This window comes from Mycobacterium sp., from assembly GCF_032162605.1.
GTDB lineage: Bacteria > Actinomycetota > Actinomycetes > Mycobacteriales > Mycobacteriaceae > Mycobacterium.
In genome coordinates this window covers 1-15,536 of sequence record NZ_JAVROT010000148.1, presented here as the reverse complement: position 1 = coordinate 15,536, position 15,536 = coordinate 1, and the positions used below count along the sequence as shown (strand labels likewise).

Genomic DNA, 15,536 nt, shown 5'->3' with positions numbered 1-15,536 from the left:
GTCAGGCGGGTTGATGACCTCGTCGAGGTGCTTCATGTTCGGGTCGAAGCCCTTCGAGGTGGTGAAGATCGACTCACCAAAACGCCGCACCGTCAGGTCGAACGTCACGAAGACGTTCAGGTAGTCGCCGCGCACGGCGTTGCGAAGGTACTTGTAGTGGAACGGGAAGGTCGGCAGCAGTTCCAGGTCCGAGATGAAGTCGTCGACGTTGTCGTTGAACGCCCTGATGACCGGATAGAGGTCCTTGAAGTCGGCCGCGAAGTCGTCCTTGATACCGGACAGCACGCGTGATCCGACGTTCGCGAAGGTGCGCAACGCGGTGAAGGCATCGACGATGTTGGCCCGGTTGTCGTTGAGCACCTTCAGCGCGGCGGGCAGCGAGTCCAGCGTGCGGCCCAGGCTGTCCTTGCCGCGGGCGAGGATGCCCGCGAAGCGGTTCAACCCGTCGAGCGCGGCGACGATGTCCGTCGTCTGCTGGTCCAGCGACGTGGTCAACTCGGCCAGCCGCGGAATCAGGTCGGTGAACTGACCCGTCCGGCCCGCCACGGCCGTGTACAACTCGTCGGTGACGTCTTGCAGCGCACCGAGATTGCCCTTGTTGACGACGACGCCGAGCGACGACAGCACCTCTTCGGTGGTCGGATAGCGCCCGGCCCGCGACAACGGGATGTTGGAGCCCTCCTTGAGCCGACCCTGACCGGCCTGATCGACCGGAGCCGAGAGGTCGATGTGCTGCGAACCGAGGAGCGACGTCTGGGCGACCTTGGCCGTGGCGTTCCCGGGAAGGTCGACGTTCCCGTTCAGGGACACCTTGACGGCGGCGAAGAAGCTGCCGTCGGGCCGTTGCACGGCCTCGATGCCGGACACGCTGCCGACCGTCACGTCGTCGACCATCACCGGAGAGTTCTGCGGCAGCGTCGCCACGTCGGGAAGCTCGACGGTGATGTTGTACGCGCCGCTGCCGTGGCCCTCGGTGCCCGGCATGTCCACCGAGTTAAGGCCGCCGAACGCGCAACCCGCCAGCAGCACCGCGCCCGAACCGATGGCGACGGTGTTCCGGCTTGCACGTAAGGCCTTGTGACGCAGGGACTTCGCAGTCTTCGCCGTCAGCGCTGTCTTCGTTATCAGCATGACTAGCCACCCCCCGACTCGGCAGGCAACGGTTGCGCCGGTGGGGGCCCCGGCAGCGGACCTGGCCCCATCGGCGGGGCCGCGGGCACGGGGCCCGCAGGCGAGATCTGACCGAGCTGCGCGGGCGGCGGCAGAATGAGATCGCTGAGCCTGCCGTCGGGTCCGACGGTCGGCGGTGTCACGCCCGGTGCCGGCTGCCACTGCAGGTACGGCACCGGCGTCTGCGCCTTGGCCTCGGTCTCGGGTGTGTCATAGATGATCTGGCCCTTGTACGCCGTGATGCTGTTGATCGGGTGGAACAGGACCGGCGGGTAGTTCACCGCGAGGCGCTTCAACACCGGGCCCATCCGCTGGCGGCAGATCTCGGCGCGCTTGTAGTTGTCCGGGTTGGCACCGGTGTCGAACGTGCCACCGCAGATGAACTGCACGGGGTTCGCGAAGTTAGGCAGCGACAGCAGACCCCCGACGGTGCCCTGGGCGGGGTTGTAGATGTTGTAGAAGTTCTGCAGACCGTTGGGCGTGATGTGCAGGACCTGCTCGATGTCGTCACTGTGCTCGGTGAGGATGTTGGTGAAGTCGGTCAGCTTGCCGATCTGCCCGATCAACGCCGAGTTGTTCTCGTTGAGGAAGCCCTTGACGTCGGCCAATGCCTGATTGAGGGTGCCGAGGGTCTGGTCGAGGTCTTTGGAGCTGTCCGCCAGCACCTGTGACACCGAGGCGACGTGGTTGGAGAACTGCACGATCTGCTCGTTGCTGTTCGCCAGTGCGTTCACCAGCACCTGTAGGTTGCGCACCGTGCCGAACAGGTCCGTGCGGGAGTCGCCGAGCCGGCCCGCGGTCTGCGAGAGTTCGCGCAGGGCGTTGCGGAACGAGTCACCGTTGCCGTCGAACGTGTCGGCGGCCTGGTTGATGACCGCGCCAAGCGGGCCCTGCACTTCGCCCTGCTGTGGCCCCAGCGAGGCACTGAGCTGGGTGAGCTGCTCCTTGACGTCGTCCCACTCGACGGGAACACCGGTGCGGTCCAGTCCGATCTGCGCGCCATCGGCGAGAGTGGGACCGCTCTTGTAGGCGGGCGTGAACTGAATGAATCTGGCCGACACCAGGTTCGGCGCGATGATGAGGGCGCGCGCATCAGCGGGCAGCTTGACGCCATCGTCCACCTTGATGGTGACCTTGACGTCGTTGGCGCGGGGATCGATGGTCTCGATGGTGCCGACCGGCACGCCGACCACCCTCACGTCGTCGCCCGGGTACAGCCCGACGGTGGACGGGAAGTACGCGACGACCTCGTGACCCTTGCCCGCGGGCCAGAGCACGAAGGCACCCCCGACCAAGCCCGCGAGAAGCATGGCGATGACCGCGAGGCGCAGCCACCTCTTGGGAATGCCCGTTGAATCATGGTGTGTCATGGCGACTTCGGCCTTATGATCGCCCGCTCCGAGATGAGTCCGCGCAGGTAGTCGGCGAGGCTGTTCGGCAGCTTGCCCGGCTGGAAGTAGGTGTCGAGCAGCACTTCGGAGATGGTGGCTGGCGGCAGACCGTAGAGGTTGATCTGGAAGCCGGGACCGGAGCCGACGACCTCGCCAAGGGCGGTCGCGTAGGGCGGGAGCCTGCGCAGGGCCTCGCCGATGTGGTCGCGCCGCTGCAACAGGTTGTCGAGCACGGCGTTCAGCTTCTGCAGAGCGGGTCCGAACTCACGCTTGTTGTCGGCGACGAAACCCGAAAGCTGTTCCGAGACACCCTGGATGCCACCGATCAGGTTACTCAACGCCTGGCGCTTCTCGTCGAGCGCCGCAAACAGCTGATTGCCGTCGGTGATGAGCTGGTTGACCTGACCCGCGCGTTGCGCCAGCGTGTCAGACACCTTCTTGGCGTGGCCGAGCAGCTGTTCGAGGGCCGCGTCGCGCTTGTTGAGGCTGCGCGAGAGGTCCGCGACCCCATCGAGCGCACCGCGCAGTTGGGGCGTCGCATCGTGCAGCGTGTCGGTCAGTGTCTGTAGCGCCTGCTCGAACTTGGGCTTGTCCAACTCGCCCGCGTTCCTCCCGAGATCCTGCAGCGCAGTGTTGAGAGTGTACGGAGTCGTGGTGCGGCCCAACGGAATCACCGTCGAGCTTCCCGAACCCTTTGGCGACACCGCGAGGGACTTCTGACCGAGGACGGTGTCGGTCTTGATCGACACCAGCGTCTGGTCGCCCACCTGTATCTTGCGGTCGACGGTGAAGTTGACCTTGGCGGATTCACCCGCGAGCTCGACCGAGGAGACCTTGCCGACCTTGATGCCCGAGACGCTGACATCGTTGCCGGCGGTGATGCCGCCCGCGTCGGTGAAGTACGCCTCGTAGTTCTTGCCCTGCGGCCAGAACGGCAGGCTGGTGTAGCCGAACGAGACCAGCACCAGGCACGCCACCAAGGCGATCCCGAAGATCCCGGTGCGGGTGGGATTGCTTTCGCCAGCCCTAGCCATTCGCCGAGCACCTCCCCTTCGACGGATCCGGTGGGCCACCGAACGGGATCAGGATGTCACTGCCTGCGGGACCGTTGATCTTCAACCGAATCGAGCAGTAGTAGATGTTGAAGAACGAACCGTAGGCGCCAAGAGCGTTGAGCCGCAGATAATTCTCCGCAAGCGGCTCGATGACCTTGTTGACGTCGGCCTTGCGCTCGTCCATCCGCTGCGCGAAGGGCCGAAGGTTCTCGATCACGCCCTGCACCGGACGTCGGCTCTGCTTCAACAGGCCGGTCAGGTCGCTGGTCGCCGACGCCAGCGGCGGGATGGCGCCTGCGATCGGGTCGCGGTTCTGGGCGAGTCCGGTGATCAACTGCTGCAGCTGATCGATGCTGGCGTCGAACTGGGCACCCTTCTGATCGACGGTGCCGAGCACGGCGTTCAGGTTGTTGATCGTGTCGCCGATCAGCTGATCGCGGGCTGCCAGGCCCTGCGTGAACGACGACGTGCTGGCGAGCAGCGTCGACAACGAGCCGCCCTGGCCCTGCAGAAGTTCGATGACCGCGTTACTGATCTCGTTGACCTTGTTGCCGTCGAGACCCTTGAGCACCGGACGCAGTCCGCCGAGCAGCGCGTCGAGGTCGAGCGCGGGCTGGGTGTTCTCCTTGGCGATGGTCGCGCCCGCCGGCAGCTTGCGCAGATCGCCCGGGCCCGAGGTGATCTCGAGGTATCGGTCGCCGACGAGGTTCTGGTAGCGCACCAGTGCCCTGGTCGAGGTGTACAGCTGGTAGCGGTTGCTGACGTCGAACTTCACGTCGACGGTGTTGTCGGGGTTGAGCTCGACGGCCTTCACCGAGCCGACGGGCACCCCGGCGATCCGCACGTCCTGACCCGCCTTGAGGCGCGACGCGTCGGCGAAGGTGGCGTGAAAGGTGTTGCCCGCGGCGAAGCGGAACTGGCCGAACACGACGATCAAACCGGCGGCCACCAAGAGCATGACCACGGTGAAGATGCTGACGTTGATCAGCGTCCGATCGCGTTTCACTAGAAGTCATCCCTTTCCGCGTAGGCGCCGTGGAACAGGAACTGCAGTGTCGACGGAGCGTCGAACTGCAGCTCGGTGTTCGGCTGGTACGGGATGTACGCGTTGTCGGTGACCAGGAACGGCGTGTGATACCACGATCCGCCGTATTGCTTGCTGGGCGTGTTCGGCAGCCCGCGACAGTTGGGGCCGCCGGATGCGTTGACGATCGGCAGGCTCTCCGGGTAGGTGTACGCGGGGGCTCCTGGCAGGAAGTTCGATGCCACGAAGAGGCCGGGCCGAACACCACCGATGATGGGCGCGAACGTGTCGACTGCCTTCTTCGTGCCCGAGAAGATGCAGCCGAGCTCGGGCGAGTAGTCAGCGAGGACCTTCAGCGGCGCACGCAGCCGCTGGATCGCGGCGATGAGGTCGTCGGCCGCGGGCTGCAGCGTGGCGGTGCCGTTGTTGGCCAGGCCGGTGGCGGCCAGCAGCGTGGCGTTGAGGTTGTCCTGCTGGTCGACGACGGTCTTGCTGATCGTGGGCGCGTTGTCGAACACCGTGACCAGGTCGGGTGCGGCGTCGGCGTAGACGTTGCCCACCACGGCCGTCTTCTGGAACACCTGTTGGAGAGCGGGTAGCTTCGGATTGAATTGCTGCAGATAGTAATTCAGCCCAGCCAGCGTCGCGCCGAGATCATCGCCGTGGCCCCGCAGCCCTTCACCGAGTGCCGAGAGCGTGGCATTGAGGCTGATCGGGTCGACCTTCAGCAGGGTGTTGGTCAGGGTCTCGAAGAGGGTGTTCACCTCGAGCTGCACGTCGGCGGCATGCACCTGTGTGCCGGAGCGCAGCGAGCCGCCCTTCGGGTCCGCGGGCTCAAGGAACTCCACCGACTTGGCGCCGAAGACCGTGGTACCTGCGATGCGCACCTTCGCATTCGACGGGACGTAGCGCAGTTCGCTGCTGTCGATCGCGAGCGTCAGCTTGGCCTGATCGCCCGCGTAGTCGATGGATTCGACCTTGCCGATCTGGATGCCGCGGTACTTCACCTTCGCGTCGGTCTCCATCACCAGACCGGCCCTTGGTGCCGTCACCGTCACGGGCTCGGTGGGCGTGAACGCCGCGGTGTACGAGAGGTAGGTGAAGACGGCGGCCGCCAGCACGACAGCCACGAGGACCGCGGCGGCGATCCTCACATGGCTGCGCTTGGCGTCACCCATCGACGTTCCCGCCTATCCGGAGAGGTTGAAGTTGCCCGACGCGCCGTAGACGGCCAGGGAGATGAAGAGCGTGATGGTGACCACCACGATCAGGGAGGTGCGCACGGCCTGTCCGACGGCGATGCCGACGCCGACGGGACCGCCGGAGGCGTTGTAGCCGTAGTACGTGTGCACCAACATCACGGCCACGGACATGACGATGGCCTGGAGGAAGGACCACAACAGGTCGGTGGGCACCAAGAATGTGTTGAAGTAGTGGTCGTACAGGCCTGCCGACTGCCCGTTGATGAAGACGGTGGTGAACCGCGCGGCGAAGAATGCCGCCAGCACCGACAGCGAGTACAACGGCACGATCGCGATCAGCCCGGCGATGATCCGCGTCGACACCAGGTAGGACACCGAGTGCACGGCCATCGCCTCCACGGCGTCGATCTCCTCGGCGACGCGCATGGCGCCCAGCTGTGCCGTGGTGCCTGCGCCGATCGTCGCCGCCAACGCGATTCCCGCGATGACGGGGGCGACGATGCGAACGTTGAGGAACGCGGACAGGAAGCCGGTCAGCGCCTCGATGCCGATGTTGCCGAGCGACGAATAACCCTGCACCGCAATGACACCACCGGAGGCCAGCGTCAGGAACGCGGCCACCCCGACCGTACCGCCGATCATCACCAGGGCTCCGGCGCCCATGGTCATCTCGGCGATGAGGCGAATGGTCTCCTTGCGGTAGCGGGTCAGCGCATTGGGGATATAGCGGATCGATTCGCCGTAGAAGAGGGCTTGCTCGCCGATGACGTCGATGGCCTTCGGCACGCCGCGGAAGAGGCGCCGAAAGCGCAGTGTCGCGTCGTAACTCATGACTGACTTCTTTTTGCGCAAGCAATCATCTTGCCAGCACTCTCACGCCGATGGCTGTCATGATGACGTTGATCACGAAGAGCCCGATGAATGCGTAGACGACGGTCTCGTTGACGGCTACGCCAACGCCCTTGGGCCCACCCTTGACGGTCAATCCGCGATAGCAGCCCACCAGGCCGGCGACGACGCCGAACATCAGCGCCTTCACCTCGGCGAGCACCAGCTCACCGAGGCCGGTGAGCACGGTGAGGCCGTTGATGAAGGCGCCGGGGTTGACGCCCTGAAGATAGACGGAGAAGACGTAGCCGCCCGTGATGCCGATCGCGCAGACCAACCCGTTGAGCAGCAGGGCCACCACCGTCGACGCGAGCACCCGCGGAACCACCAGGCGCTGGATCGGGTCGATGCCGAGAACGCGCATCGCGTCGATCTCCTCGCGGATGGTGCGGGCGCCGAGGTCGGCACAGATCGCCGTCGCGCCTGCACCGGCGACGACGAGCACCGTCACCACCGGGCCGAGCTGCGTGATGGTACCGAACGCAGTGCCCGCACCGGACAGGTCGGCGGCGCCGAGCTCGCGCAGCAGGATGTTGAGCGTGAACGAGACCAGGACCGTGAAGGGGATGGCGACCAGAAGCGTGGGGATCAGGGAGACACGGGCGATCATCCACGTCTGTTCGAGGAACTCGCGAAACTGGAAGGGCCTGCGGAAGATCTTGATGAAGGTGTCCAGGGACATCTCGACGAAGCCACCCACGGCCCGGGCCGGAGCCGAGAGCTGTTCGATCAACCTGGGCTCCGTTTCTGGGACACGGGGGGTTTCTGGGACACGGGGGGCGAGCGGTGGTGATGGCGAATCGTCCGGGACTACCCGCGGCGACGCCCTTCGCACCCCTCGGTCAAGCGGCGCTCGTAGTGAGCCGGATCATATTAACTAGAACACGTTCGCAGTGTCAAAGAACCGCAACATCCGTAATTATAAGTATATTTATGCTGGTCAAGGCGGGTGTGGCGAAGATCGTTCTGTAACGTGTTCTAACGCTCACAGCACACTGACAATTGAGACTGTCAGTCTCGCGAGTCCATCAATCCGGTGGCCGAGAAACCCCGTTCGGGGTCCCGGTCAGCAAAGTACTCGTGCAGGGTGGAACCGAGATCGCCGACGCCCCAGGCATCCGAGTCCGCGGTGAAGTGCTTCTCCGCCACGGGCGCCGCCACGAGCGTGACAGTCGGACCATAGACGATGAACAGCTGTCCGTTGACCCCTTCCGCCGCGGGCGACGAGAGGAACTGCACCAACGTCACGACGTGCTCGGGCGACAACCCGTCGACCCGCCCCTCCTCGAGCTGGGGCGCTTCGCCGAAGACGTCGGCGGTCATCGCGGTCCTGGCGCGCGGTGCGATCGCGTTGGCGCGGACGCCGTACCGACAGAGCCCGCGGGCCGCCGTCAGGGTCAGCGAGGTGATGCCCGCCTTGGCCGCGCCGTAGTTGGCCTGACCGACCGGGCCTGCGAGCCCTGCCTCCGAGGAGGTGTTGACGATGCGGCCGTAGACGGTGCCGCCGTTCTGCTTGGCCTTGTCCCGCCAGTACGTGGCGGCGTTGCGGGTGAGCAGGAAGTGACCGCGCAAGTGCACGGCGATGACGGCGTCCCAGTCCTCGTCGGTCATGTTGAACAGCATCCGGTCGCGGGTGATCCCCGCGTTGTTCACCACGATCGACAGCCCGCCGAGGCCGTCGGCGGTGGCCACCAGCTCGTCGGCGGTGTTGCGCGCACTGATGTCACCCGCGACGGCGATGCCCTTGGATCCCGCGGCCGCGATCTCGTCGAGGACGTCGGACTTGTCGAGGGCGCCCGCGATGTCGTTGACGACCACCGTCGCACCGGCCCTGGCCAAGCCGATGGCCTCGGCGCGGCCCAGTCCTGCGGCCGCACCCGTCACCACCGCGACCAGTCCGGAAAGATCGGTCGCGCTGTCGGGAAGGCCCGTCGGGCTGGATTCCGTGCTCATTTATGAATACCTCTAGTCTTTTAGTCCTTGCGGATGAGGGCTGCTCTTGGGCATTCGGCGATCGACTGCTCGGCCAGGTCCTCCTGGCCGTCGGGCACCGGATCGGCCTTGATCACGGCATAGTCGTCGTCATCGAGATCGAAGAGGTCCGGGGCGATACCGACGCACACCGCGTTACCTTCGCAGCGATCACGGTCAACTTCCACTCGCATGACAAGTCTCCTCCCGCTCGGGCCCGGAATGACCGGCCTGGATTCCAAGACTAGAACGTGTTACAACCGGGGAGGCCCACGGGTACCCCCGAGATAGTGAGGACTTGAGCGATGCGGATCGGCTACAGCCCCGAGCAAGAGGAGTTGCGCCGCGAGTTGCGCTCGTACTTCACCAAGCTGATGACCCCGGAGCGGGCCGAGGCGCTCAGCGCGGGCGACGGCGGCGAGATGGGGCGCGGCAGCGTGTACCGCGACACCGTCAAGCAGATGGGCGCAGACGGGTGGCTGACGCTGTCCTGGCCCAAGGAGTTCGGCGGGCAGGCCCGCACCCCGATGGAGGGGCTCATCTTCAACGACGAGGCCTCCATCGCCAACGTGCCTGTGCCGTTCCTGACCATCAACAGCGTGGCGCCGACGATCATGGCGTTCGGCACCGACGAGCAGAAGAAGTTCTTCCTGCCCAAGATCGCCGCGGGTGAGCTGCACTTCTCGATCGGCTACTCCGAGCCGGGGGCGGGCACCGACCTCGCCGCCCTGCGCACCACCGCGGTCCGAGACGGCGACGACTACGTCGTCAACGGCCAGAAGATGTGGACCAGCCTGATCGCCTATGCGGACTACGTGTGGCTGGCCGTCCGCACCAACCCCGAGGCCAAGAAGCACCGGGGCATCTCGATGCTCATCATGCCGACCACGGCGGACGGCTTCTCCTGGACGCCGGTGCACACGATGTCCGGCGTCGACACCAGCGCCACGTACTACCAGGACGTGCGGATCCCGATGAGCAATCTCGTCGGCGAGGAGAACGCCGGCTGGAAGCTGGTGACCAACCAGCTCAACCACGAGCGCGTCGCCCTGGTGTCGGCCCAGCCGATCTTCGCCGCGCTCGGCGCCGTCCGCGAGTGGGCGCAGAACACCAAGGACGTCCACGGCAACCGGCTGATCGACTCGGAGTGGGTGCAGCTCAACCTGGCTCGCGTGCACGCCAAGGGCGAGGTGCTCAAGCTGATCAACTGGGAGCTCGCGTCAACCGACGAAGCCCCCTCACCGGCCGACGCGTCGGCCGCCAAGGTCTACGGCACCGAATTGGCCACGGAGGCCTACCGCCTGCTGATGGAGGTGCTGGGAACGGCGGCCACCTTGCGCTCCGACTCCCCCGGCGCGCTGCTGCGGGGCCGCATCGAGCGGATGCACCGGTCGTGCCTGATCCTGACCTTCGGCGGCGGCACCAACGAGATTCAGCGCGACATCATCGGCATGGTCGCCCTGGGTCTACCCCGGGTCAACCGCTAGCTCCGCGTGCCCTCCCGAACCGATAGGACGACCATGGACTTCACCACCACCGAGGCCGCGAACGACCTTGGCGGCCTTGCGCGCTCGATCATCGACTCGGTGTGCACGCCGGAACGCCAGCGCGAACTCGACAAGCTCGACGAGCGCCTCGACCGCGACCTGTGGTCGAAGCTCATCGACGCCGACATCCTCTCGACGGCCGCGCCGGAATCGTTGGGCGGAGGCGGTTTCGGAGTGCTCGAGCAAGCCGCGGTACTGGTCGCACTCGGCCGTCAGATCGCCGCCGTGCCCTACCTGGAGTCCGTGGTGCTGGCCGCGGGCGCCCTCGGGAAGTTCGGCTCCGAAGCACTGCAACGGGACTGGGCCGCTCCCGCGGTCAGGGGCGAGAAGATCCTGACCGTCGCGCTCGAGGCCGAGATGGGCCAGGGTCCGGTGCAGGCCCAGTCCGTCGGCGAGGGCTACCGGCTGACCGGCACCAGGGCGCTCGTCGGTTACGGACCGGTCGCCGACGCGTTCCTGGTACCCGCCGAATCCGATTCGGGTGTCAAGGTATTCCTCGTCGCCGCCGGCGAACCCGGCGTCACGGTCAGCTCGCTCGACACCACGGGCCACGGCAGCGTCGGTCACCTGGAGTTCCAGGGTGCCGACGTCGACGCCGGCCGCCTGGTCGGCGGCGAAGCGGTCGTGTCCTGGCTGACGACTCGGGGCACGTTCGGCCGCAGCGCCCTTCAGCTCGGTGTGCTCGAGCGCGCGCTCGAACTGACCGCGCAGTACGCCAGGGAGCGCGAGCAGTTCGACCGGCCCATCGGCAGCTTTCAGGCCGTCGGTCAGCGACTGGCCGACGCCTACATCGACATCAAGGGCCTGCGCCTGACCGTGACGCAGGCGGCGTGGCGACTGTCCGAGGATCTGCCCGCCGACCTCGAGGTCGGCACCGCCGCGTTCTGGGCGGCGGAGGCGGGCCACCGCGTAGCGCACACCACGGTGCACGTGCACGGCGGCGTCGGTATAGACATCGATCATCCGGTGCACCGATACTTCCTCGCCGCGAAGCAGACGGAGTTCGCCGTGGGCGGCGCCACCGGGCAGCTCTTGCGCATCGGCCGCGAATTGGCCGAGACACCTGCCTGATCCATCCGGGGCGAGCGAAGCGACGGGGGAAGGTTCCGCCCGAGGTGACCGAGGAACGCAATCCAACCGTCACGGACCTGCTGGCGCCTCTGGTCGACGTCACCGATCGCGGTGTCTACGAAGGTGATTCCTTCGTCAGCTGGCGCGACCACTTGCGCGCCGGGGCCCAGTTGTCCGCGGCGCTTCGGGGTCGACTCGACCCCGGTAAGCCCCCACACGTCGGGGTCCTGCTCGGCAACACCACGTTCTTCTCGACGGTACTGGTGGCGGCGGGCCTGGCGGGCCTGGTCCCGGTCGGACTCAATCCGACGCGTCGGGGTGAGGCCTTCGCCCGTGACGTCGCCCGCGCCGACTGCCAACTGGTGCTGACCGATGACGTGACCGCCCTTTTGGACGCACTGCCCGACGATGTCCCGTGCATCGACGTCGAATCTCCTGCATGGACCGATGAGCTGGCGGCCCACGCCGACACTGCGGTGACGTTCGCCGACATCGGTCCCGACGACCTGTACATGCTGATCTTCACCTCGGGCACCAGCGGTGAACCCAAGGCCGTCCGCGTCACCCATGACAAGGTGGCCTTTCCGGGGACGATGCTCGCCCGCCGGTTCGGGCTGGATCGGGACGACACGTTCTACCTCTCGATGCCCCTGTTCCACTCCAACGCCATCATGGCCGGCTGGGCCGTGGCGGTGGCCGCCGGAGGCTCGATTGCCTTGCGGCGCAGGTTCTCCGCGTCACAGTTCATCCCAGACGTGCGTCGCTTCGGCGCGACCTACGCGAACTACGTCGGCAAACCTCTGTCGTACATCCTGGCCACGCGGGCGCGCGACGACGACTCGGACAACCCGTTGCGTTTCATGTACGGCAACGAGGGCGCACCCCGCGACCTGCCGCGGTTCGCCAGCAGGTTCGGCACCTTCGTCGTCGACGGATTCGGTTCGACGGAGGGCGGCATCGCGATAGTGCGGACCCCTGACACGCCGGATGGCTCACTCGGATCGCTCACCGACGAGGTCGCCATCGTGGACGTCGAGACCGGTGAGCCGTGTCCGCCGGGGAAGGTCGGCGAGTTGGTGAACCCCAAGGGCCGCGGCTGGTTTCGCGGCTACTACGGCGACGAAGCCGCCGAGACCGAACGGATGACCGGGGGCGTCTACCACAGCGGTGACCTCGCATACCGCGACGAGGCGGGCTACGCCTACTTCGCCGGTCGCCTCGGTGACTGGATGCGCGTCGACGGTGAGAATCTCGGCACCGCGCCCATCGAACGAGTCATCCTGCGGCACAACGACGTTCTCGAGGCTGCCGTCTACGCGATCCCCGATCCGGCCATCGGCGACCGGGTGATGGCGGCGCTGGTGTTGTCGCCGGGCGTGACGTTCGACCCCGACGGGTTCGCGGCCTTCCTGGCCGACCAGCCGGATCTCGGGGGAAAGCAGTGGCCCACGTTCGTCCGGATCAGCTCGGCCCTGCCCCGCACCGAGACGTTCAAGGTGATCAAGCGGTTGCTGTCCGCCGAGGCGCTGGACTGCACGGATCCGGTGTTCGGCATCCAGCGGTAGCGTGAGGACATGGGATACCACGAAATCGCGCCACCGAACGGCCTGCGCGATCTCGTCGAGACCGGCTGGATGGCACGGGGGCACGGCGAAACTGCGCGCGTGCTTCCCGACGGGTGCATGGACCTCATCCGGATGGACGACCGCGTGGTCGTCGCGGGCCCGGACACCTGTGCCCTGATCACCTCACGCGGCCGCAGTCCGGTGGTGGGTCTGAGGTTTCGTCCCGGTGCGCTTCCTCGGCTGCTCGGCGTGCCCGCCGCGGAGTTGGTCGGGCTGCGGGTAGCGCTCGACGAGCTGTGCACCGTGGATTCCCGCGCGCCGCTCACGGTGGTCGCCCGCGAGCTCGCGTCCCGGCCCGAGCGACGCGAGACGTCGCCGTGGTCGATGCAGGCCCTCGGGAGCCTGACCGCCGCCCTTGCGGCGGGGACATCCGCCGGACGGGTCGCCCGCGAGACGGGCTGGTCCAGCCGCACCCTGCAACGACAGTGTCGCACCGTCTACGGTTACGGGCCCGCGACGTTGCGCCGCATCCTCCGGTTTCGCCGGGCGATGTCCCTACTTCGGACCGGCCGGTCGTTGGCGGATGTGGCCGTCGCGGCCGGATACGCGGACCAACCGCATCTGCACCGCGAGGTGCGCGCGTTGGCGGGCACGACGGTGACGGCGTTGGCCGCCGGTCAGTTCACCGACTACGTCAATGGCGCGAAGAGGTCGACCGAGGTGCCGTCGGGATCCTCGACCGTGGCATAGCGCTGGCCCCATGGCGCATCGAAGGGCGCAAGCGTGCCGGGATGACCTGCGGCGGTGAGCCGTTCGAACGTTGCGTCCACGGCTTGCGGCGCGGCGAAGCCAAAGGCGATGGCGACTCGACCCGTCCCCGTTGGCGGCGACCACCCAGGATGCATGCCCGCGATGACCTCCTCGGTGTCGAAGGCCAGCGTGTTGCCCCCCGGCAGCACCACCTCGACGTGCGGGGCCTCCGGGTCCGGTATCGCCAGCCCGAGCAGCCGGTAGAAGTCCAACGACCGCGTGACGTCACGCGCCACGATCTCCACCACGACTGACTTCACCGAATCGTTCATCCATTGCACGGTAGGCGGCTCTCGCGACCGCGTCGTGAACGAATCGGACAGGCCCGAACACTAGAGTCTGACACGATGACGATCGATCCGAGCTCGGTGCTGCTGACGGGACGCGTGGCCGTGGTCACCGGCGGCGGGGCGGGCATCGGACGCGGTGTCGCCGACGGCCTCGCGGCGTTCGGTGCACGGGTGGCGATCTGGGAGCGCAACCCGGAGGCGTGTGCGTCGGCCGCCGAAGCCGTCGGCGGGCTGGGCATCGTGGCCGACGTGCGCGAATCCTCGGACGTCGACGCCGCACTTGCGCGCACGGTCGCCGAGCTCGGACCCGTCTCGGTGTTGGTCAACAATGCCGGTGGAGTGTTTCCCTCCGCTGCTCGAGACCTCCGAGAACGGATGGGATGCGCTGTACCGCGCCAACCTTCGCCACGTCCTGCTGTGCACCCAGCGCGCCGCACGGGTGATGGTCGCGCACGGGATCGCCGGCAGCATCATCACCGTGACGTCGATCGAAGGTGTGCGCGCGGCCCCGGGGTACGCGGCGTATGCGGCCGCCAAGGCCGGCGTCGTCAACTACACGAAGACCGCAGCGCTGGAGCTCGCACCACACGGGATCCGCGTCAACGCCCTGGCCCCCGACTTCACCCTGACCGAAGGCCTCACGGCGATGTCGACGCCGCAGTCCCTGACTCGGGCGGCCCGCATGGTTCCGATGGGACGTGCCGGTCACGTCGACGAGATGGGCGCGGCAGTCTTCTTGGCGTCGGACATGTCGTCCTACGTCACGGGTCAGACCATCCACGTGGACGGCGGTACGGCCGCTGCGGGTGGTTGGTACCCGCACCCCGAGACCGGCGTCTACACGTTGGGTCCGGCCTGAGGCCGCGAACACGGCCGTAGCAACTTCTCGACAGGCACCGGCGCGACGTGAGGGGTACTCACGACAACTTCACGGGTTCAAACTTCAAGTTAGATGTACTCAGGGCTTGCCTGCAGTGTCCACGAATCACGAATCCGAGCAACGAGGAGTTAACCCATGAGAGCTTCGGCACTCACCGGTGTGGCTGTGGCCTTCACGGCCCTTGCTGTCGTTCTGGCCGGCTGCGGCTCGGACACCAAGACCGCAACGTCCAGCAGCTCGAGTGCGAGCAAGTCGTCCAGCAGCGAGACGGCCACCTCGAAGAAGACGAAGGTGCCCCAGGCCACGGACCCGGAGGTCGCAGGCCCCAATCCGACCATCGCGGACTACATCAAGGAAAACAACATCCAGGAGACCGGGATCAAGATGGGCGATCCCAGCGCGCCTGCCGTGAACCTGCCCGTCCCGGACGGCTGGAAGGCACTGAGCCCGGAAGAGGCACCCGACTACGCGTACGGCGCAATCGTGTACACCGGAGCGGAGTTCGAGGCCGACCCGCCGAACATCGTCGCGCTGATGTCCAAGCTGACCGGGGACGTCGACCCGCAGCAGATCATCGACCTGGCCCCCGGCGAGCTCAGCAACCTTCCGGACTACACGGCGGGTAATAAAGCTGAAACCAGCAAGCTGGGCGTCTGCCCCGCCTATGTGCTC

General features: G+C 66.7%; 15 protein-coding genes and 1 pseudogene. 6 read left to right on the top strand and 10 right to left on the bottom strand.

Translation table 11 applies throughout. From position 1 onward, the window contains the following. From QOI01_RS09095 to QOI01_RS09055, 9 genes are all read right to left on the bottom strand, one after another. Positions 1-1,131, bottom strand: a 1,131-nt coding sequence (locus QOI01_RS09095) for an MCE family protein (protein ID WP_526380075.1), incomplete at its 3' end; no start/stop codon positions are given. 2 nt (positions 1,132-1,133) lie between these two features. Continuing rightward, the gene (locus tag QOI01_RS09090) at positions 1,134-2,540 is read right to left on the bottom strand and encodes a virulence factor Mce family protein (protein WP_526380073.1); all 1,407 of its coding nucleotides are present in this window, start codon (positions 2,538-2,540) and stop codon (positions 1,134-1,136) included. Beyond that, entirely contained in the window at positions 2,537-3,595 is a 1,059-nt protein-coding gene (locus QOI01_RS09085) for a virulence factor Mce family protein (protein ID WP_526380071.1), read from the bottom strand. The genes QOI01_RS09090 and QOI01_RS09085 overlap by 4 nt, the downstream gene beginning before the upstream one ends. Next, positions 3,588-4,622, bottom strand: a complete 1,035-nt coding sequence (locus QOI01_RS09080) for an MCE family protein (protein WP_526380069.1) — start codon at positions 4,620-4,622, stop codon at positions 3,588-3,590. The genes QOI01_RS09085 and QOI01_RS09080 overlap by 8 nt, the downstream gene beginning before the upstream one ends. After that, entirely contained in the window at positions 4,622-5,818 is a 1,197-nt protein-coding gene (locus tag QOI01_RS09075) for an MCE family protein (protein ID WP_526380067.1), read from the bottom strand. The genes QOI01_RS09080 and QOI01_RS09075 overlap by 1 nt, the downstream gene beginning before the upstream one ends. 12 nt (positions 5,819-5,830) lie before the next feature. Continuing rightward, a complete protein-coding gene (locus QOI01_RS09070) occupies positions 5,831-6,673 on the bottom strand; it encodes an MlaE family ABC transporter permease (RefSeq protein WP_526380065.1) in 843 nt (280 codons plus the stop codon). 25 nt (positions 6,674-6,698) lie between these two features. Further along, positions 6,699-7,463 (bottom strand): MlaE family ABC transporter permease, encoded by a 765-nt coding sequence (locus QOI01_RS09065; protein WP_526380063.1) that lies wholly within the window; start codon positions 7,461-7,463, stop codon positions 6,699-6,701. Positions 7,464-7,741: 278 nt separating this feature from the next. Further along, the gene (locus QOI01_RS09060) at positions 7,742-8,683 is read right to left on the bottom strand and encodes a 3-oxoacyl-ACP reductase (RefSeq protein WP_526380061.1); all 942 of its coding nucleotides are present in this window, start codon (positions 8,681-8,683) and stop codon (positions 7,742-7,744) included. Positions 8,684-8,703: 20 nt separating this feature from the next. Beyond that, entirely contained in the window at positions 8,704-8,895 is a 192-nt protein-coding gene (locus QOI01_RS09055) for a ferredoxin (RefSeq protein WP_526380059.1), read from the bottom strand. 111 nt (positions 8,896-9,006) lie between these two features. Here QOI01_RS09055 and QOI01_RS09050 point away from each other — a divergent pair, with 111 nt between their 5' ends. From QOI01_RS09050 to QOI01_RS09035, 4 genes are read left to right on the top strand one after another with little or no spacing between them, the layout of a single operon-like run. Further along, positions 9,007-10,188: an acyl-CoA dehydrogenase family protein gene (locus tag QOI01_RS09050; protein ID WP_526380057.1), complete on the top strand. Its 1,182-nt coding sequence runs from the start codon at positions 9,007-9,009 to the stop codon at positions 10,186-10,188. Positions 10,189-10,221: 33 nt separating this feature from the next. After that, positions 10,222-11,319 (top strand): acyl-CoA dehydrogenase family protein, encoded by a 1,098-nt coding sequence (locus QOI01_RS09045; RefSeq protein ID WP_526380055.1) that lies wholly within the window; start codon positions 10,222-10,224, stop codon positions 11,317-11,319. Positions 11,320-11,363: 44 nt separating this feature from the next. Further along, entirely contained in the window at positions 11,364-12,884 is a 1,521-nt protein-coding gene (gene fadD17, locus QOI01_RS09040) for a long-chain-fatty-acid--CoA ligase FadD17 (RefSeq protein ID WP_526380053.1), read from the top strand. Between the two features lie 9 nt (positions 12,885-12,893). Next, positions 12,894-13,634, top strand: coding sequence for a helix-turn-helix domain-containing protein (locus tag QOI01_RS09035; protein ID WP_526380051.1), 741 nt, complete (start codon positions 12,894-12,896; stop codon positions 13,632-13,634). Here QOI01_RS09035 and QOI01_RS09030 read toward each other — a convergent pair. Continuing rightward, positions 13,574-13,966 (bottom strand): VOC family protein, encoded by a 393-nt coding sequence (locus QOI01_RS09030; RefSeq protein ID WP_526380049.1) that lies wholly within the window; start codon positions 13,964-13,966, stop codon positions 13,574-13,576. The two genes, QOI01_RS09035 and QOI01_RS09030, sit on opposite strands and share 61 nt — an antisense overlap. Before the next feature lie 75 nt (positions 13,967-14,041). Between QOI01_RS09030 and QOI01_RS09025 the strand changes: the two are divergent. Together QOI01_RS09025 and QOI01_RS09020 are read left to right on the top strand one after the other, a co-directional pair. Further along, a pseudogene (locus QOI01_RS09025) lies at positions 14,042-14,843 on the top strand (SDR family NAD(P)-dependent oxidoreductase). A 156-nt stretch (positions 14,844-14,999) separates the two neighbouring features. Further along, positions 15,000-15,536: LpqN/LpqT family lipoprotein (locus QOI01_RS09020; RefSeq protein ID WP_526380047.1), on the top strand; the 537-nt coding region annotated here is incomplete at its 3' end.